The sequence below is a fragment of the Candidatus Poriferisodalis sp. genome (assembly GCF_965198245.1).
Taxonomy (GTDB): Bacteria; Actinomycetota; Acidimicrobiia; order Acidimicrobiales; family Poriferisodalaceae; genus Poriferisodalis.
Map to the genome: position 1 here is coordinate 1576276 of NZ_OZ240249.1, position 17652 is coordinate 1593927.

Here is a 17652-nt window from a genome sequence, read left to right on the forward strand (position 1 = left end):
TATGGCGTTAGCGGTTGTTGCTCTCAAAACGCCAGAAAGAGGCAGAATCGCCGACGGATCTGCTCACTCGTGGTCGTGAGCCTCGCCCAGCCCCGCATCGACCGCTTCTCGAATGCCACGCCACGGCACGGGCGTGGCGAGTTGGTTGAGACGGTTGATGCCGAGAGATTTCTGCGAGCCCAGTTCCTGGTCGAGAACCTTGGTTGCAACAACCCAGAACTGCCAGTAGGCGGGATCGGCGACCTTCGCGTTGTCCGCGGGTACAGGCCCGTGCATACAGAACACGTACACGTCGGCGAAGCGTTGGGGCTGGTCGTGATGTGTGAAGGTGTCGGTGGCGGCCGACCATGACATCTTCTTCTGCGCGATGCCGAAGCTGATTCGTGCTGAATGGTTGGGGTTCCAGCTCTGGCTACGACCCGCCGCCTTGACTTCGATCTTCTTGTTCCGGTACTGCAGGTCGTAGGCCTCCCATTCTTGGCGGGACATTGTCTCGTCGATCACGCCCAGAGCCATGCCGACGAGCCATTCCGCGAACAGCCCGCGGTTGCGATTGTCGACGAGGTCGCCGAGCGCCCAGCGGCGGAACGCATCGAGGCTCAATCGGTCCGGTGACATAGCCGGCGACCGTAATCGCACGGACCTGCTCGGCGGCTGTCAGTCTTCGACCAGGGACCAGACACGCTTGAGGGGCAGTTCGGTTTGTGCGTGTGCGAAGAAGCAACCCGTGCTGTTGCGAGTCTTCATTCACTTCCACGGTGAGAAGATCGTCTTGCTGCTGGGTGGCTTCGACAAGGGCCGATTCCCGAAGGCGAAGCGTCAGCAACGCGAGATCAACAACGCGCGGAAGCTGCTGACGCAGTTCAAGGAGCGCCAACGCCGAGAACGGCGACGTCGTGATTGACATTATATGGCGAATTTCCTATACTGGTTCGCGAGGAGGAGGTCGCTGATGCCACCGACATACGACGAAGTGGTTGCATCGCGCCGAGCACGCCTTGGTTCAGATGCCGTGGCGCAAGGCGAGATCTTCGCGCAGGCATACAAGATTGCGCTTCAAGTCATGGACCTGCGCGAGAAGCACGGTCTGACCCAAGCCCAGCTGGCTCGACGCTGCAACATGAGCCAAGCGGACATCAGCCGGATCGAGCGCGGCTCGACCAGTCCGACGGCACGCACTCTGCAGCGGATCGCAGACGCACTTGAAGCCGACCTGCGCCTCGTAGCGCGCGCCCCAGCTTGACCCGTTCGCGGCCTACGGCCTCTGCTGCATTGGCAGCGTGCGCCGCACCGATGAAACGAAGCATCACGGGGTGGAGGTGGCGGGAATCGAACCCGCGTCCTTCAACGTTTCGGTGAGTCTTCTCCGAGCGCAGTCACTGTGAGGTTGTCGGGCAACTGAGGGCAGCGACACCCTGGCAGTCGCCTTAGCCGTCTGTGAGTGTCCCCGTCACCCCGTCGGCACGGGTGGCGGGCTAGCCCTGCAGATGATGGCACCGACGCCCGCAGGACTAGGGCAGTCGGGCCGAACTCACATCCTGATGTCAGGCTGCGAGCACCAGATCGTCGCGTTCGACGTTGGCGTTTGTAAGTTTTCCGGCTCTTTCACGTGGATCCGGAGACCACGGCTCGCTTCTCTCACTTCAACCGTCAAAGTCGAAACCGATCACCCCCATGTAGTAGCGGGAGACCTTCTCCCTGGGCAAGACACCACCCTAGCGATGGCATGTGACAGGCCGTACGCAGCGTGAGCACTGGTTGGTGGCGACAATGCTGGTGTGAGCGAAGGGTCCCGACGCAACTCGGGGTGCGGCGATGTCGGTGTCGGCGGCGCGTGCGTGGTGCTGGCCGACTCGGTGCCGCTGGGGCGACCTGCGCCGCTCCCGCCGAGCTTGCCTCCGGTGCTGGGTGCGGTCGCACTAGCGGTCTCGAACGAGCTGCTGAGCCGAGGCCGCTGGGTGAGTCGGGTTCGAGTGGCTGATGATCAGACCGCCCGTGAGGTCGTGGCGTTGCTGCGTGCCGATGGCCATGCCGCTGTGCTGGGGCCAGCGGACGAGGCGCAGGCAGTCGGCTGGCTCAACCGGAACCGGTCTGTGGCAGTGGGAGAGCAGTTGGCGGTGTGCTTTCTTTGGGCGGAAGCCGACTCGCCGGCAGCTGTCGAAATCGACACCAGTGGGGCGTTCGGTGCCGGAACGCATCCCTCCACCCGGCTGCTGGCCACATGGCTGTCGAGGCAGGCAGCCGACGGCAAGCGGGTTCTGGATGTCGGATGCGGCAGCGGGGTGCTGGCGCTGGTCGCTGCACGCCTTGGTGCTGCCGAAGCGGTGGGCATCGACATCGAGCCAGCGGCCGTGGCAGCAGCTAGCGCCAATGCTCGACGCAATGGGCTGGAGGCGACGACCAGTTTCAGCGTTACCCCTGCCGGAGACGTCGACCTGGGCGTCTTCGACCTCGTCGTCGCCAACATCACCGCTGATGTGCTGATGGCGCTGGCCCCCGACATCGCCGCTCGTGTCGCACCGGGAGGCCGTCTGGCCCTCGGCGGCATCTCCGCAGCGCAAACCTCAACCGTCGCCGCGGCGTACCGTCCTCACGGCATCGAGCTCGCCAACTCGATCCGGCTTGACGACTGGGTCTCGCTGGCTGGCCGCAGAATTGCAAACGGCCCGGCTTAACGCTCCTGCGAGCCGGGGGCGGGGTAGTTCGACCAGGCGGTGACGCCTTGGTAGCCGCCGTCGACGGTGATGGTCTGGCCGGTGATGTAGCGGGCCTCGTCGCTGGCGAGGAACGCGACCACGTCGGCGATCTCTTCGGGCACGCCCCAGCGGCCGAGGGCGATGTGGCGTTCGAGGCCGTCGGCAAGGCCGGGGATCTCGCGTCCGGCCTCCCACATCTCGGTGATGATGAGGCCTGGCGCCACAGCGTTCACCCGGATGCCGAAGCGACCGTAGGTAGCCGCTTGCGAGCGGGTGAGCGAGTCCAGGGCGGCCTTTGTTGCCCCGTAGGTGGGCAGCTCGCTCACGCCGACCGAGCCAGCAATCGACGACATGTGAATGACCGAGCCGTGTCCACGCTCGCCCATCTGGCGAGCAAGTGCCCGCGTGGTCTCGAGCGGCGCAAGGTAGTTGAGCTGCAATACGGCCTGATCGCCGCCAGGCTCACGCAACTCACCCCGGCCGGCGTTGTTGACCAGAATGTCGACCCCGCCGAGCGCCTCGACCGCTGCAGCAGCCAACTCCGCTGCGGCGCCAACTTCGCTCAGGTCGCTGCGGATCACTACCGGATCGTGAGGCAGCTCGGCGCCGAGCCGCTCGAGGTCATCGGTCGCACGGGCGGCCAGCGCCACCCGTGCCCCGTCGGCTGCCAGCGCCCGGGCGCAGTGCTCGCCGATGCCTCGACTCGCCCCTGTTACCAGCGCCGTTCGTCCGCTCAGCCGATCCGCCATGTCCCGATCCTCTCGTGGCACGCTCCGTTGCCCTCAGTCTGCGTCAGGATCGTCTGCGCCCGCTCACGGAGCCAGCGCGGACGGCGAGACAGCTGCAGAAATCCCGGACCGGCGACACCTGCGGAGTGCGTAGCGTCAGGGTCGTGGCCACGACGGGAACCGGCGGCGGGACGCTGCGCATCACCGGCGCCCACGTTCACTTCGACTCGACGACGGCGCTCGACGGGGTGGACCTCGCAGTCGGGGACGGCGAGATGGTGGTCCTGCTCGGCCCGTCGGGCTGCGGAAAGACCACGCTGCTGCGCGCTGCGGCGGGACTGCAGCCGCTCGATGCCGGGCGGATCGAGCTCGACGGCCGGGACCTCACCGGCCGGCGCCCCGACCAGCGCGGCATCGGCCTCATGTTTCAAGACGAGGTGCTGTTCCCGCACTACGACGTCGAGGGCAACGTGGCGTTCGGGCTGCGCATGGCCAAGGTGCCCCTTGTTGAACGGCGCCAGCGGGTCGCCGAGGTGCTCGAACTGGTCGGATTGACGGGTTTCGAAGGCCGCGACGTGGCGACGTTGTCTGGCGGAGAGGCACAGCGAGTCTCGCTGGCGCGGGCGCTCGCCCCCGAACCGAGGGTGCTGCTGCTCGACGAGCCATTCGGCTCGTTGGACCGGTTGCTGCGTGAGCGGCTCATCAATGAGCTGCGGCCGGTGCTCGACCAGGTGGGCGTCACCGCCGTGCACGTCACCCACGACCATCACGAGGCATTTGCCCTAGCGGACCGCATCGCCGTGATGGCGACCGGGCGGCTGATGCGTATCGGCACTCCCGAAGAGGTGTGGACCGATCCTCGCACGGCGCCGGTTGCCCGGTTCCTCGGCCACACCAATGTGTTCGACGACGAAGTTCCGCCGGTGCTAGCCGACGCTGCCGGTCGAGGCCAGGCCTTCGTCCTACGTGCCGATCGCATCGAGGTTGCCGCTGCCGATGACAGCAGGTCCGACACCAGCGACGGTCGAGCTGTGCAGCTGCGGGCCGCAGTGGCCCGGCGCCGGTTCCGGGGTGATCGCTATGAGCTGCGGCTCGAAGCGGAGGTGGGCGGGACGACGACCACGCTGGACGCCATCACGCCCCATGGTCCGGGCGTCGGTACCAACGTGACGCTGAGCATCGGACCCAGCGCGGTCATCCCGCTCGAGGGCTGAGACCGGCTCGCTGCAACAGACCGCTGCGGCCGGTTCCGGCGAGGGGCTAGATGCCGAGATCCTTCAGGTTGTAGTCCTTGATGGCCTCACGAGCGGCGTCGTCCCAGACGAATTCGTGCTCGCGGCCCACGTTGGGCGCATAGACGAACGGCGTCTCGTTCCCGAAGCGCTCGGCTCGGGCGTCGATCGCCCAGCCGATCACCCGGGACCGCTCGGCGATGTACGCGTCGTCGTAGAGCGAGATCGGGTTGTGGACGCCGCCGCTGCGCACCCCGTGCACCGAGCGGCGACGGTGGAAGCCGAAGTTGACGGTGACCCGCGGCCGTTCGGAGGTGTTCGCGAACGAGCCGTGGATGGCTTGACGGCTGGTGATCGCGACGTCGCCTGGGTCGCACACCATCGGGACCGCGTCACCGAGCCGATCCGAGCCGGCGGCCAGGCACATGGCCTTGATATCCACCTTGCCCATGCGATGCGAGCCCGGCACCACCCACAGGCCGTTCGTGGCATCGCAGCCGTACAGCTGGGCCATGAAGTTGAAGCCGTGCGTGCCCTCGTCAAGCTCGGGATGGTCCCAATGGGTCCAGCCGTCCTGGTGCCACGCCACCGAGCCGCCGAGGCCAGGCTGCTTGATCCACACGACCTCGTTGAACGGCGTGAAGTCGGTTCCGTTCAGCGCCTGCGCGACGCCGAGCAGGCCAGGGTGCGCGTACACCCGCAAGCACGCTTCGGAGAATTGCAGCGAGCCGCTGATGACCTGCACCACCCACTCAGGCGCTCCGTCGGGGGCATGTCGTCGTGCCCCCGCCGTCTGAGTCATTCAACCACGGCCCGTGGGCCTCCTACCGGGGTTGGTCCGGTGTGCCGGGTTCTGAATCCTTTGACTCCGGCCGGCGAAGCTCGCGTTCGCGGCCGTGTTCAGAGGGTTCCCAGTAGACGTTGGAGGCAACTTCGTCGGGCCGGTACTGCTGGGGCACCCAGCCGCTCGGATCGTCGTGGGGGTACTGGTAGCCGTCACCGTGGCCGAGCGTTGCGGCGCCCTGATAGTGGGCGTCGCGCAGGTGGATGGGCACCTCGCCCGCTCCGGCAGATCTTGCGTCGGCCACCGCCCGGCTGAGGGCGACCGTGACCCGGTTCGACTTTGGCGCCGTGGCCAGACGCACGACAGCGTGTGCCAGGTTCAGCTGCGCTTCGGGCAGTCCGACGTACTCGACAGCTCGGGCAGCGGCTTCGGCCACCAGCAGGGCCGTGCTGTCGGCCATGCCGATGTCCTCCGACGCCAGGATCACCATGCGGCGGGCGATGAACCGGGGATCCTCGCCGGCATCGAGCATGCGGGCCAGCCAGTACAGGCCTGCGTCGGGATCCGAGCCGCGCAGCGACTTGATGAATGCGCTGATGGTGTCGTAGTGGCCATCGGCGCCATAGCGGACGGCCTTGGCGTCGACTGCGTGCTCTGCGTCACCCAGGGTCACGCGCAGGCGTGACGTGTCGTGTGACGTATCGGCTGCAGACGTGTCGGCTCGAGGCGTGTCGGCGGAGCCGGAGGCCACGGCTGCTTGACGTCGGGTGGCGAGTGCCACAGCAACCTCGGTGCTCGTGAGGGCGTGTCGGCCGTCGCCGCCGCTGCGGGCCGTGATGTGGTCGACGGCGTCATCGTCGGCGGTCGCGCCCTCGGCCGCCAGGGCCCGGTCGATCAGCGTGCGCAGCGCAGCGTCGTCGAGCGGCACCAGGCGGAACAGCGTCGAGCGTGACAGCAGCGGTGGGTTTACCTCGAAGTGGGGGTTCTCGGTAGTGGCGCCGATCAGCACGATCAGGCCGTCCTCGACCGCAGGCAGCAGCGCATCCTGCTGGGCCTTGTTGAACCGGTGCACTTCGTCCAAGAAAAGGATCGTGCCCCTGCCGAGTTCCCCGATTCGCAGCCGGGCCTCGGCAATGATCTCGCGGACGTCCTTGACGGTGGCGCTGACGGCCGACAGCTCGCAGAACTCTTTGGCAGTGCTGGAGGCGACCACGCGTGCCAGCGTGGTCTTGCCGGTGCCGGGAGGTCCCCACAGGATTACCGACGACAGGCGATCGGCCTCGATCAGCTCCCGCAGCGGCCGGCCAGGAGCGAGCAGGTGGTCCTGACCCACGATCTCGTCGAGCGTTGCGGGTCGCAGCCGGGCAGCGAGCGGGGCTTGGCGGGTCAGGCGCTCCCTTCCCGCAGCCTCGAACAGCCCCTCGCTCACGCCCTGACGGTACGCCGCGGCTCCCGTGCGCCGGCACATCCGGCAGGTGCGCAGCGTCTGCGAATTGTCTCCAGACTTCGTGATCAGAGTTCCGGGTGGTCGACCTCGTAGGAGCGGATGCGCTTGGCGAAGCTCAGGTCGTGGCCGGCGGGATCGAAGATCGGGAACATGCGCTCGCCCCAGGGCGCATCGCGCGGCGGGGCGTGCGGTTCCAGGCCTGCGTCGAGCGCTTGCTGGTAGAGCTCATCTACGTCGTCCACGTGGAAGATCGCCCGGCCCCAGCCGGTCTCGGCTTCGGCCGGGCTGTCCACGGCGATCAGGTTCACAAAGCACGCGCCGCTGCGCAAGGTGCTGAATGGGGCATCGTCGCCGCCGTAGCTGAGCCGGAAACCCAAGGCCAGATAGAACCGGACCGATGCCGACATGTCGGGGGTCCGTAAGGTGATCGCATTAATCGACTCGACGCTTGCCACAGCCACATTCTCGCGGTACGCGCGTGCGGCTCGCCAACGTGCCGCCTCCCTAGCATGAAGTGATGAGCACGTACGCCCACGTGGAACTGCTTCCCACGGGTCCCGCTGATGTGACGTACCGGCACCTCACGTCGGATCACGTCTCGACCATCACGGTTGCAGGTCGCCGTTTCCTGCAGGTCGAACCCGAGGCGCTGCGGCTGCTCACTGCCGAGGCCATGCGCGACATCGCTCACCTGTTTCGCACCGACCATCTGGCAGCGTTCGCTGCGATCCTCGACGATCCTGAAGCGTCGCCCAACGACCGCTTCGTCGCCCTCGAACTGCTCAAGAACGCCAACATCGCCGCCGGGGGAGTGCTGCCCAGCTGCCAGGACACCGGCACGGCGATCATCTGGGGCCACAAGGGCGAACGTGTGCTCACCGGAACCGACGACGACCCTGACTTCGACGACGCCGAGGCCATCTCCCAAGGAGTGGCTGACACCTACCTGACATCAAACCTGCGTTACTCGCAGCTCGCCCCGCTCGACATGTTCACCGAGCTCAACACCGGCAACAATCTGCCCGCCCAGATCGAGATCTACGCCTCGCCGGGAGACGAGTACGAGCTGGTGTTCATGGCCAAGGGGGGAGGCTCGGCCAACAAGAGCTTCCTGTTCCAGGAGACCAAGGCGCTGCTCAATCCTGAGAGCCTCACCCGCTTCCTCGACACCAACCTGCGCACGCTGGGCACCGCCGCCTGCCCGCCGTACCACCTTGCAGTCGTCATCGGCGGCACGTCGGCGGAGTTCGCCGTCAAGGTCGCCAAGTACGCCTCGGCCAAGTACCTCGACACCCTGCCCACGGCGGGCAGCGAGGCCGGGCACGGCTTCCGCGACCTCGAATGGGAGCAGCGCATCCTGGAGCTCACCCGCGAGTTCGGCATCGGGGCGCAGTTCGGCGGCAAGTACTTCTGCCACGACGTGCGGGTGGTGCGCCTGCCCCGCCATGGCGCCAGCTGCCCCGTGGCGATCGCAGTGTCGTGCTCCGCCGACCGTCAAGCGCTCGGGCGGATCACCGCGGACGGCATCTTCCTCGAACAGCTCGAGACCGACCCGGCCCGCTTCCTGCCCGTCACCGAAGAGCGGGAACTGTCGAGCGCCGTTGTTCCCATCGACCTGAACCAGCCGATGGATGCCATTCGCAACCAGCTCAGCCAGCATCCCGTCAAGACCCGGCTGTCGCTGACCGGCACGCTGGTGGTTGCCCGCGACATCGCCCACGCGAAGCTGAAGGAGCGTCTCGACGCCGGCGACGGACTGCCCGACTACCTGCGCGAGCGTCCTGTGTACTACGCCGGACCTGCCAAGACCCCCGAGGGCTACGCCTCAGGCTCGTTCGGTCCCACCACCGCCGGCCGCATGGACTCCTACGTCGATCAGTTCCAGGCCGCCGGCGGCAGCCTCATCATGCTCGCCAAAGGCAACCGGTCCCGCCAGGTCACTGAAGCCTGCGCCCGCTACGGCGGCTTCCACCTCGGCTCCATCGGCGGCCCAGCCGCTCGGCTTGCCAAGGACTCGATCCGCAAGGTCGAGGTCCTCGAATACCCCGAGCTGGGCATGGAAGCCGTCTGGCAGATCGAGGTGGAGGACTTCCCCGCGTTCATCGTGGTCGACGACAAGGGCAACGACTTCTTCAGCGAGGTCTCCACCCCAGTGCATATTCACTGAGTCGACCGGCACTACCTGCCCGGCCGCTCAGACTCAGTCGCGCCAGAACAGCGCCACCTCGATCGGGTTGATGTCGCCCACGGTCAGCCAGATCGACAGGGCAATGCCCGCCAATGCCAGCAGGATCATCGTGATGACGGTCGAGCGAGGCAGCTTGCCCTCGGCGTCCGACGGCAACCGCTCGCGCACCTTGCGCAACAGGCGATCCGCCCAGGCCACGTCACGGGCCAGGATCGCCAGACCCACGGCGACCACCAGCATTCCCGGTCCAGGCAGCGGCATCAGGATGATGCCGAGCACCACCACGCCAAGTCCGAGTCCAATCCGGGCCAGGCGGATGACCGAGTTTCGCCAGGCCTTCTGCCGGGTCGGCTCACGCTCGCCGGTGGCCAGTTCGGCTTCGATCGCGGCGTCACGAAAGCGTTCGCCACGTTCGGAACCCTGCCCGGCGGCGCCGGAGGGTGAGGCATCGTTGTTCACGGTCTCGGCTTCCGGTGTTCCGGCATCCGATCGTTGGGTCTGAGTGTCGTCCATGTTCAGATCGAGCCGGCCCTTACCGACAGTTGAAATGGTTGTCCGATTACTGGCTTGTCCCCGGCGGCAGGGCATTGCGTCGCAATAGTGTGGCGCGCCCGGCCGCGAAACCGCGCTCAGACCCCACGAGGAGAGCCGACGATGCCCACTGTCGACAAGTCGACCCCCATCAGCTGGACCGTGGGCGATGCCCGCATTACCCGTATCGCCGAGCTCGAGGTGCATTGGCCTTTCGGCATCCTGCTGCCCGGTGCTGAGGACCTCATCGACGACTACGACTGGCTCCGCCCCGACTTCGTGACCGACGACGGCCGCATGCGTCTGTCCATGCACTCGCTGGTCATCGAATCGGCGGGTATGCGCATCATCGTCGACACATGCGTCGGCAACGACAAGTCACGCCCCGGTGCGCCGCCGTTCGAGAAGCTCTCCACCCCGTTTCTCCAAGACCTCGATGCAGCCGGCTTCGCCCCAGAGACGATCGATGTCGTCGTCTGCACCCATCTGCACGTCGATCACGTCGGCTGGAACACCCGGCTTGTCGACGGCGCATGGGTACCGACGTTCGGCAACGCTCGATACCTGTTCGTGCAGGCCGAATATGACTACTGGCGCATGGAACCGCAGGACTACGGCCCGGTCTTCGAGGACTCGGTGCAGCCGGTCATGGACGCCGGGCTCGCAGAACTTGTCGCTCCCGACCATCGCATCAACGACGAGATCTGGTTGGAATCGACGCCTGGCCACACCCCGGGCCACGCCAGCGTGATCGTCCAGTCGGCAGGGGAGCGGGCGGTCATTACGGGCGACATGATCCACCACCCGCTCCAGTTCGCCCATCCCGACCTGGCCTCCAGCGCCGACTACTCCACCGATGGCACCTCGACCGCCACCCGGCTCGACGCCTTCCCCCGCTGGTCGGATGGCCGGCTCGTCATCGGCACCCACTTCGCCGGCCGCACCGCCGGCCACATCGAGGCAACCGACGAGCCCAGCACCTGGCGCTTCGCCCCCTAGAGGGGTCACCGCCCCCTAGCCGCGGGGCACACGGGGCTCGCGGGGCAGTCGCAGAATGCGCTCGCCGATGACGTTGCGCAGCACCATGTCGCGCCCGATGCGGTAGCCCGTCGCCCCCGGCCGAGGTCGGCCAGCACATCCTTATCCAGCCGCGCTCTCCCAGCCGCAGCGTGAACTCGTCGGAATAGCCGACCAGCCAGCCATCGTCGATCGCGAACAGGTCCGCCGTGGCCTCGCGCACCCAAGCGGCCGCCTCATCAGCCAGATCAGTCAGCTCCGAGGGCCAGCGGTAGTCCATTGTCGTGACAGTAGATGGCCTCGACCCTCAGGGTCAGGGCACCGATTGGTCGCCTCAGATCAGAAGGTTCGCTCGCAGCATCTCGAGTGCTGCGGGGTCGAGACCGTGGGCCAGCAGATATCCCTCGGCGCCTGCATGCGTGCCGTTGCTTCCCGCACGCCCGAACCGATCGTCGAGCTCTGCCAGTACTGACGTCAACACCCCACGAGGGGCACTGAGAATCGCCCGCACGTTGTCGATCGGGATGCCGATCTGCGCGAACTGCGGCGCCAGCTCCTTGATGCGCTGGTGAGACCGCAGCTCGTTGGACAGGCAGTAGTCGTCGAGCACGACGTCACGGTTCACGCCGAGCGCTTCCAGCAGCAGCGCCGATGCGATGCCGCTGCGGTCCTTGCCGGCGGTGCAGTGGAACAGCATCGGCAGATGGTCCACGTCGGCCGCAATCGTCACGAACTGAGCGAACCGCTCGCCGTAGGCGCCGATCATCTTCAGATACAGCTCGGCCATGTCGCCCTCCGAGACCGACCGCAGCCGGCCTTCGAGGATCTGATCCACCATGCTGATGTCGCCGTCCACCGTGTCGCCGACCGGCAGGGAAATGTGCGAGGTCACGCCGGGCCACAAACGGGAGCGGTCCCGCTCAATCTCCGGTCCCGCACGGAAATCCACCACCGTGCGGATGCCGCGGCTGCCCAGCTCGGAGAGATCGTCGTCGGTCAGCGCGCTCAGCCGATCAGATCGGAACAGCGCCCCCGTCCGCACCCGTCGACTGCTCGCCGCGGGATAGCCGCCCACATCGCGGCAGTTCCTCGCACCCTCCAGCACTACGACGGCATCGGTACGCACGGGCTCGCAGGCTAACGACCGGCGGGCTACCGTCGCCGCTCATGCGTGCAGTGGTGATTCCCGAATACGGCGGTGTCGATGTGCTCGAGGTGCGAGACGTGCCCGCGCCGGTGCCCGGACCCGACGAAGTGCTGGTGGACGTGGCCTGTACGGCCATGAACCGGGCCGACCTCCTCCAACGGATGGGCCTCTACCCCGCTCCGGGTCGCAAGCCCGACATCGAGATTCCGGGCCTGGAGTTCGCCGGGACCATCGCGGCGCTGGGCGGGCTCGTCACCGGGTGGTCCGTCGGCGACGAGGTCATGGGAATCACCTCCGGTGGCGCCAAAGCCGAGCAGGTCGTGACCCATGAGCGCATGCTGCAACGCATCCCCGCCTCGGTGACGCTGCGCGATGCCGCCGCTATCCCGGAGGTGTTCATGACGGCGCACGATGCGCTGATGACTCAGGGCGGGCTGGCCTCGGGCGGCACGGCGCTGGTGCACGCCGGAGCGTCGGGCGTGGGCACCGCTGCCATCCAGATTGCCAAGGCCATCGGCGCCCGCATCGCGGTCACCTGCTCGACCTCCAAGGTGGCGGCGTGCACCGACCTCGGAGCGGATCTCGTCGTCGACTACACCGGGGCCGACTTTGCCGAGGCGGTCAAGGAGTGGACCGGCGGCCGTGGCGTCGACGTCGTCCTCGACGTCATCGGCGGCGACTATCTGGCCCGCAACATCGCGTCGGTGCGCATCCAGGGACGCATCATCCAGGTCGGCGTCATGGGTGCGCCGATGGCCACGTTCCCGCTTGGCGCGCTCCTGCCGAAGCGGGCAGCGCTCATCGGCACCGTGCTGCGCTCACGGCCCATCGAGCAGAAGATCGATGCCAACCAGCGGTTCTGCGCCGAGCTGCTGCCCCGATTCGACGACGGCTCGCTGCGGCCGGTCATCGACTCTCGCTTTGCCCTCGACGACATCGCCGAGGCGCACAACTACATGGCAACCAACGCAAACGTGGGCAAGATCCTGCTGGATGTGAGCTAGATGGTTGTTTCCAAGGGGTTGGTGGTCGTAGGCGACGAGTGAGCGCGATCGCGGCCGGAAGTTCTGCGGGGGTGGCGAGCAGGTGCAGTCGCAGCCCCCGGGAACGGCGCTAGCGGGACCGGCAGTAACCGTATTGTGCCCATCCCGCGAGATCGGAGCGCTTGGCGGTGTCGCGGCTGCGGCCGCATTCGAGACGATGGCGCAGGGGTCGCATCGGAGGTGCGCGCGCTGTGGAGGCGGCAGGAACAGCACGGACCGCACTGTGACGGTCCAGCCCGCGTCGCATCGGAGGTGCGCGCGCTGTGGAGGCGGCAGGGGCTCGCGGCAGCGGCGGCGGCGGGCTGCCATTGCGGTGCGGTGTGTGCTGTGTCGCTGCGGCGGGGGTGCTCGTGTGGGCGGGGCTGTTGGTGGGCTTGTGGGAGCCCTGGGCTCGGGGGTCCGTGTTGCAATGTGTCTCATTGTCTGATGTGCTGTGCTCATGGGTGTGTCGGGGTCGGATGCGCCGCGGCGGGGCGAGGGGTGGCGGCTGTGGGTGCGTCTTGTGCTGGCCGGGGGTGTGCTGGTGGGGGCGTGGTGGCTGGCGGAGGGCGTGTTGGGGGGATCGTCGGCGCAGGCCCATGACTGCGTGGATCGCTACGGGTCGGGTGCGTTCAGCTACGGCGAGGCGGAGGGCGCGAACAGCGGCCACGGCCATTTCTGCGGGGTGCGGTCCACGACGCCGACGACGCCGACGACGGCGCCGCCGTCGAATGGGGGAGTGTCGGATCCTGAGAGCCTGACCCCGATCGACCGCAGCGGGCAGCATTCTGCGCCGCACGGCTACTGGCACGCGAATCACGCCGATCGCAGCCATTGCGGCGACGGCGACCACTATTACCACGACCGCTACACCCGCGCGCGAAGCTGCGGCGGCGCCAGCAGCGGCAGCGATGCGTGCGTGTCGGACCGTCACCGCCACACCTACAGCGGCTCGTGGTGCCATCCCGATCACACCGCCGCGAACGGCGACTGCCGCACCCACCGCGCTAACGGCACCCACGAGGCCAACCCGTGCCCCGACGACAGCGCAGACGACGACGATGACGACGACGCGTGCGTGTCGGGACGCCACGAGCACACCTACAGCGGCTCGTGGTGCCATCTGGACCACACCGAGGCGAACGGCGACTGCCGCACCCACCGTGACGACGGCACCCACGAGGCGAACCCGTGCCCCGACGACGCAGACGACGACGGCGGCGGCGGGGGGTGCTCGGTGGCGCTGGGGGCGCTGGGGGCGGGCACGGTGACCCGCAGCGGGACATGGGCCGCGGGGTGCACCTCGGACAACCGGGGCTCCGCGCAGGTGCCCTACCGGGCGGTGCGGTACACGTTCTCCGTCGCCGGCGCGGCGACCGCGACGGTGGGGGTGTCCTCGTCCACCGACGCCTATGTGTACCTCACCAACGCGGACCGCAGCTTGTCGCGCCACGACAACAACTCAGGCGCCCACAGCGGCGACGCGCTGCTGTCAGCGGTCACCCTCGCCGCAGCCGGCTACACCGTCGAGGCGACCACCGCGGCGCCCCGCCAGGACGGCGCGTTCACCATGACCCTCACCATCGCAGACGCCCCCGACCCGCCCCCAGATGTGGTCATCAGCGGCCTCGCCGACGCGTCGGCGACCCCCGCCGCGGGCGCCGCCACCGCAGCGGCGTCCGACACCTTCGGTGTCACGCCCGCCGGCGCCGCCTGTTCTGCGACGCCCCCAGGCGCCGCGGTCGCACCCGCCGCAGGCACATCGCGCACCGTGACCCACACCGTGGCCGCGGGCACCACCGTGACGGTCACGGTGACCTGCATGACAAGCACCAGCACCGCCAGCGCCGACGCCCGGTTCACCGCCGACGCCGCGCCCGTCCCCGACGTCGAGATCGACGGCCTCGACCACGCCTCTGCGACCCCCGACACAGACTCGACCAGCGCCGAGGTCACCGACACGTTCGGTGTCACCCCCGCCGCAGCGCGATGCAGCGCCCAAGCCACCCCAGGCACCCCCCAGGTCGCACCCGCCACAGGCACATCGCGCACCGTCACCCTCGACGTGGCCGCCGGCACCACCGTATGGGTCATCGTCATCTGCAACCACCGCACCAACCGCGACCTCGCCGCCACACGATTCACCGCCCACCCCGCACCCACAAACACCGACACAGACACCGACACCGACACCACGCCGCCCGCCGCCACACCGACCCCGCCGACCGCCACCACAACGCCCGCGAACAGCGACGACTGCGACACACCCCTGGGCGCACTCACCGCAGCCACCCCGCCGACAACGGGCACCCTCGCCGCCACGGACGGCTGCACCTCGACCCGCCACCCCCGAAAGACCGCCACCAGCACCTATCAGGCCCGCCGGCACACCTTCACCCTCAACAGCCCGGGCTGGGTCACCATCACCCTCGAGTCAGCAGCGACGAACACCCAGCGCATCGACACCTACCTGGTACTCCTGCGAGGCCACACACCCGACGGCACCGGCACCTACATCACCCACAACGACGACGCCCAAAACGCCGCCGCCCACGGCCTGCACTGGCGCGACAGCCGCCTGGTCGACGTGTTCCTCCGACCCGGCAGCTACACCATCGAAGCCACCACCTACCACGCCCACAGCACCAACAACCCCGCCCGCACCACCGGCGACTACGACCTGACCGTGGTCGCTGTTGGGGGCGCGGGCGCGGCATGCACCGACGATCTGGGCACCTTGGCGGCGGGCCGGTATGTGCGCACCGGGACCGTCGCGGTCGTGCAAGGATGCACTTCTTCGCATCGCGGCAGCGGAACCAGCCGGCCATCCGCGCGCTGGCACACCTTCACCCTCGACGCGCCCGCATGGGTCGACATCGACCTCGCCAAAGCCAACAGCAGCAGCCCACTGGACCCCTATCTGCTGCTGCTGTTGGGGCACGCCAGCACCGGCACCGTGCTCGAGCAGGACAACAACAGCGGCACCGCCACCGCAGCCCAGATCCACGGCCGCTACCTCCAAGCCGGCACCTACACCATCGAGACCACCGCCGCGACGCACATCGGGGTCGCCAGCACCGGCGACTACACCTTGACCGTCACCGTGCCCATCCACGGACTCCCACAACAAATCGACGCCACCGTCGACCAGCAGACCACCGTCAACTTCAACTACTGGCCCACCAACGCGCGCATCGCGGCGGAGTCGCAGGAGCTGGCGGTGGCGTCTTCTGGCAGCGGCGGCAGCCACAGCATGATGGTGGCCCCCGACCGGGCGCGCAGCCACACCGTGTCAGTTCACATGAACTCCTCAACGGCACCGAGAAGCGGCACAGCAGGCGCTGCGCGGGGCGCGACAGCACGCAGCTCCCACCAGGCCGGCACGACGAGAACGTTCCCGGCAACTGTCACAAGCTCATGCCCGACCGGCAAGGTGCAGAGCCCGATCAACCAGGTGCTGTGCGTGACGCCGTCACAGGAGGCGCTTCCGCAGCATCTAGACCAGCAGCCCGATCAGGAGAACAGATCGCTCTATCAGGGTCCGTACTACGTGACGCCGGGAGCGCTTCTCGGCACACGCGACGCCGCGCAGAGAGCGATTGATAGGCGCGGCTCGGGGTGCGGGATGGCGGTGCTCGAGCTCACCGCGCTGATGCTTGCGATCGGTTACTGGGAGAACCCGAACAACTGGCAGGATGTCGTCCGCGACGGGGAGATCGTCGACTACGAGAATCAGCGGTTCCCCGCACGGTCGCTGATGACGCTGTCCCGCAGAGACCACGAATGGACTCCCGTCGGTTCCGGCGAGGACAACACGCGCCTGTATTCGTTCAACAGCCTGACTGCTGCCCCATCGCGTGCGTTCTGGCATCCCGGTGTGGGGATGTGGCAGATCGACAAGTTCGGCTCGCACGACTTGAACCATGGTCAGCGTGCGGATACGGCCGGCGGCGGTGAACGGGTCGCCAAGACGCTGTTGGAGCAGTCGTGTGCGCTGTCCGAGAGCGATTTCGAATGGTGGTTGGAGGGCACATGGGGCGGTTGCAAGCCCGGCGATACCGATGCGGAACGGCGTGCGGCAAGGAGCCAGTGCCTGAATTCCAAGAATGGGTTGTACATGGCGAGCTGGTCGACATCGAGCCGTGAGGATCTGTATGTGCGGGTCACGCCGGAGAACCGGTTCCACACCAGCCGAACCGGCGGCGTGTACCCGAGCTTGCCGTGCCGATTGCGCGATGACGCCGCAATCGACAACATCGAGGACGGCTGCTACTTCTACGACACTGACAATCCTGAGGGCTTCGCGGCGGACCATGAGCCGAAGTCGGGTCACACGAGCAAGGGTGCCGACGAGGACTGGAAGGCCAAAGACAGCCCTTATGCGGTGCCATTCGTGTCGTTCACCAACGAGTTCGAAGATGGGAGAATGGTGCGGTTCGCGGTGTTCCCCCAGTCGTTCATGGACGGGCATACCTCTACGTTGATCAAGACTGTGCCGGCACCGAGTGCCGCCGTCCGCGTCTATTCGGGTACTGACCTGAACCCGTCGTGGCAGACCGATACCTATAACGGCTGGCGCGTGGAGGTGCACCTCTGCAGGGGTGCAGTCGCGTCGTTCGCGCCAGATTGTGCCTGGTTGGACGTCAACGCTGCCGGTTCCGAACCGAACAGATTCGTCGACTGGATTGCCCGTATCAGGGCGCAACACCGATGAGCGCTCGGCGGGATACGTGTGCGGGCCGAAGGATGGTCTTGGGGGGCCTCGTCGCCGCATTGTGGCTGGGAGGATGCTCATGGGATGGTGGCCGGGCCGAGTCCCCCCCGAACAGTTCCAGACTCGCCGCGGTGACGTCTCTACAG

The 17652-nt window shown here is 67.5% G+C and carries 15 protein-coding genes, 1 other RNA gene and 1 pseudogene; 8 read left to right on the top strand and 9 right to left on the bottom strand.

Going from position 1 to position 17652, the window contains the following annotated elements:
* Positions 1 to 63: 63 nt before the first annotated feature.
* Positions 64 to 618: a hypothetical protein gene (locus tag ACOCMM_RS07265; protein WP_419552513.1), complete on the bottom strand. Its 555-nt coding sequence runs from the start codon at positions 616 to 618 to the stop codon at positions 64 to 66.
* Between the two features lie 109 nt (positions 619 to 727).
* On the opposite strand from ACOCMM_RS07265, the gene ACOCMM_RS07270 reads away from it, so the two are divergent.
* Both ACOCMM_RS07270 and ACOCMM_RS07275 read left to right on the top strand, forming a co-directional pair.
* The gene (locus tag ACOCMM_RS07270; protein ID WP_419552514.1) at positions 728 to 904 is read left to right on the top strand and encodes a hypothetical protein; all 177 of its coding nucleotides are present in this window, start codon (positions 728 to 730) and stop codon (positions 902 to 904) included.
* A gap of 48 nt (positions 905 to 952) precedes the next feature.
* A complete protein-coding gene (locus ACOCMM_RS07275; RefSeq protein WP_419552515.1) occupies positions 953 to 1243 on the top strand; it encodes a helix-turn-helix domain-containing protein in 291 nt (96 codons plus the stop codon).
* A gap of 68 nt (positions 1244 to 1311) precedes the next feature.
* Here ACOCMM_RS07275 and ssrA read toward each other — a convergent pair.
* Positions 1312 to 1674: a transfer-messenger RNA gene (gene ssrA / locus ACOCMM_RS07280) on the bottom strand.
* A gap of 104 nt (positions 1675 to 1778) precedes the next feature.
* On the opposite strand from ssrA, the gene ACOCMM_RS07285 reads away from it, so the two are divergent.
* Positions 1779 to 2675, top strand: coding sequence for a 50S ribosomal protein L11 methyltransferase (locus ACOCMM_RS07285; protein WP_419552516.1), 897 nt, complete (start codon positions 1779 to 1781; stop codon positions 2673 to 2675).
* Here ACOCMM_RS07285 and ACOCMM_RS07290 read toward each other — a convergent pair.
* Entirely contained in the window at positions 2672 to 3445 is a 774-nt protein-coding gene (locus ACOCMM_RS07290; protein WP_419552517.1) for an SDR family NAD(P)-dependent oxidoreductase, read from the bottom strand. The genes ACOCMM_RS07285 and ACOCMM_RS07290 overlap by 4 nt on opposite strands.
* A gap of 143 nt (positions 3446 to 3588) precedes the next feature.
* Here ACOCMM_RS07290 and ACOCMM_RS07295 point away from each other — a divergent pair, with 143 nt between their 5' ends.
* A complete protein-coding gene (locus tag ACOCMM_RS07295) occupies positions 3589 to 4638 on the top strand; it encodes an ABC transporter ATP-binding protein (RefSeq protein WP_419552518.1) in 1050 nt (349 codons plus the stop codon).
* A 46-nt stretch (positions 4639 to 4684) separates the two neighbouring features.
* On the opposite strand, the gene ACOCMM_RS07300 is transcribed toward ACOCMM_RS07295, so the two are convergent.
* The 3 genes from ACOCMM_RS07300 to ACOCMM_RS07310 form a co-directional block, all read right to left on the bottom strand.
* Entirely contained in the window at positions 4685 to 5458 is a 774-nt protein-coding gene (locus ACOCMM_RS07300; protein ID WP_419552519.1) for a phytanoyl-CoA dioxygenase family protein, read from the bottom strand.
* Between the two features lie 22 nt (positions 5459 to 5480).
* The gene (locus ACOCMM_RS07305; RefSeq protein WP_419552520.1) at positions 5481 to 6869 is read right to left on the bottom strand and encodes a replication-associated recombination protein A; all 1389 of its coding nucleotides are present in this window, start codon (positions 6867 to 6869) and stop codon (positions 5481 to 5483) included.
* 83 nt (positions 6870 to 6952) lie between these two features.
* Entirely contained in the window at positions 6953 to 7342 is a 390-nt protein-coding gene (locus ACOCMM_RS07310; protein ID WP_419552521.1) for a VOC family protein, read from the bottom strand.
* Positions 7343 to 7404: 62 nt separating this feature from the next.
* Between ACOCMM_RS07310 and ACOCMM_RS07315 the strand changes: the two genes are divergently transcribed.
* Positions 7405 to 9054: a fumarate hydratase gene (locus ACOCMM_RS07315; protein ID WP_419552522.1), complete on the top strand. Its 1650-nt coding sequence runs from the start codon at positions 7405 to 7407 to the stop codon at positions 9052 to 9054.
* A gap of 33 nt (positions 9055 to 9087) precedes the next feature.
* Here the strand turns inward: ACOCMM_RS07315 and ACOCMM_RS07320 are convergent, their stop codons facing one another.
* Positions 9088 to 9588 (bottom strand): PGPGW domain-containing protein, encoded by a 501-nt coding sequence (locus ACOCMM_RS07320; protein WP_419552523.1) that lies wholly within the window; start codon positions 9586 to 9588, stop codon positions 9088 to 9090.
* Between the two features lie 141 nt (positions 9589 to 9729).
* Here ACOCMM_RS07320 and ACOCMM_RS07325 point away from each other — a divergent pair, with 141 nt between their 5' ends.
* Complete coding sequence (locus ACOCMM_RS07325; protein WP_419552524.1) at positions 9730 to 10605, top strand: MBL fold metallo-hydrolase; 876 nt, start codon at positions 9730 to 9732, stop codon at positions 10603 to 10605.
* A gap of 352 nt (positions 10606 to 10957) precedes the next feature.
* Here the strand turns inward: ACOCMM_RS07325 and ACOCMM_RS07330 are convergent, their stop codons facing one another.
* Complete coding sequence (locus ACOCMM_RS07330) at positions 10958 to 11749, bottom strand: tyrosine-protein phosphatase (protein ID WP_419552525.1); 792 nt, start codon at positions 11747 to 11749, stop codon at positions 10958 to 10960.
* Between the two features lie 41 nt (positions 11750 to 11790).
* Here ACOCMM_RS07330 and ACOCMM_RS07335 point away from each other — a divergent pair, with 41 nt between their 5' ends.
* On the top strand, positions 11791 to 12774 hold the full coding sequence (locus tag ACOCMM_RS07335) for an NAD(P)H-quinone oxidoreductase (RefSeq protein ID WP_419552526.1): 984 nt from the start codon (positions 11791 to 11793) through the stop codon (positions 12772 to 12774).
* Between the two features lie 37 nt (positions 12775 to 12811).
* Here ACOCMM_RS07335 and ACOCMM_RS07340 read toward each other — a convergent pair.
* Positions 12812 to 12967, bottom strand: a pseudogene (locus tag ACOCMM_RS07340) (IS982 family transposase); the annotation flags it as partial.
* A gap of 285 nt (positions 12968 to 13252) precedes the next feature.
* Between ACOCMM_RS07340 and ACOCMM_RS07345 the strand changes: the two are divergent.
* Positions 13253 to 17506 carry a hypothetical protein gene (locus tag ACOCMM_RS07345; RefSeq protein WP_419552527.1) on the top strand — a complete coding sequence of 1418 codons (4254 nt, stop codon included), beginning with the start codon at positions 13253 to 13255 and terminating at the stop codon, positions 17504 to 17506.
* The last annotated feature ends 146 nt before the right edge of the window (positions 17507 to 17652 follow it).

What these genes read in the sequence shown, in the direction of transcription:
- ACOCMM_RS07265 (WP_419552513.1), bottom strand. Translation starts at nt 618, where the DNA reads ATGTCACCGGACCGATTGAGCCTCGATGCGTTCCGCCGCTGGGCGCTC.
- ACOCMM_RS07275 (WP_419552515.1), top strand. Translation starts at nt 953, where the DNA reads ATGCCACCGACATACGACGAAGTGGTTGCATCGCGCCGAGCACGCCTT.
- ACOCMM_RS07290 (WP_419552517.1), bottom strand. Translation starts at nt 3,445, where the DNA reads ATGGCGGATCGGCTGAGCGGACGAACGGCGCTGGTAACAGGGGCGAGT.
- ACOCMM_RS07300 (WP_419552519.1), bottom strand. Translation starts at nt 5,458, where the DNA reads ATGACTCAGACGGCGGGGGCACGACGACATGCCCCCGACGGAGCGCCT.
- ACOCMM_RS07315 (WP_419552522.1), top strand. Translation starts at nt 7,405, where the DNA reads ATGAGCACGTACGCCCACGTGGAACTGCTTCCCACGGGTCCCGCTGAT.
- ACOCMM_RS07320 (WP_419552523.1), bottom strand. Translation starts at nt 9,588, where the DNA reads ATGGACGACACTCAGACCCAACGATCGGATGCCGGAACACCGGAAGCC.
- ACOCMM_RS07325 (WP_419552524.1), top strand. Translation starts at nt 9,730, where the DNA reads ATGCCCACTGTCGACAAGTCGACCCCCATCAGCTGGACCGTGGGCGAT.
- ACOCMM_RS07335 (WP_419552526.1), top strand. Translation starts at nt 11,791, where the DNA reads ATGCGTGCAGTGGTGATTCCCGAATACGGCGGTGTCGATGTGCTCGAG.
- ACOCMM_RS07345 (WP_419552527.1), top strand. Translation starts at nt 13,253, where the DNA reads ATGGGTGTGTCGGGGTCGGATGCGCCGCGGCGGGGCGAGGGGTGGCGG.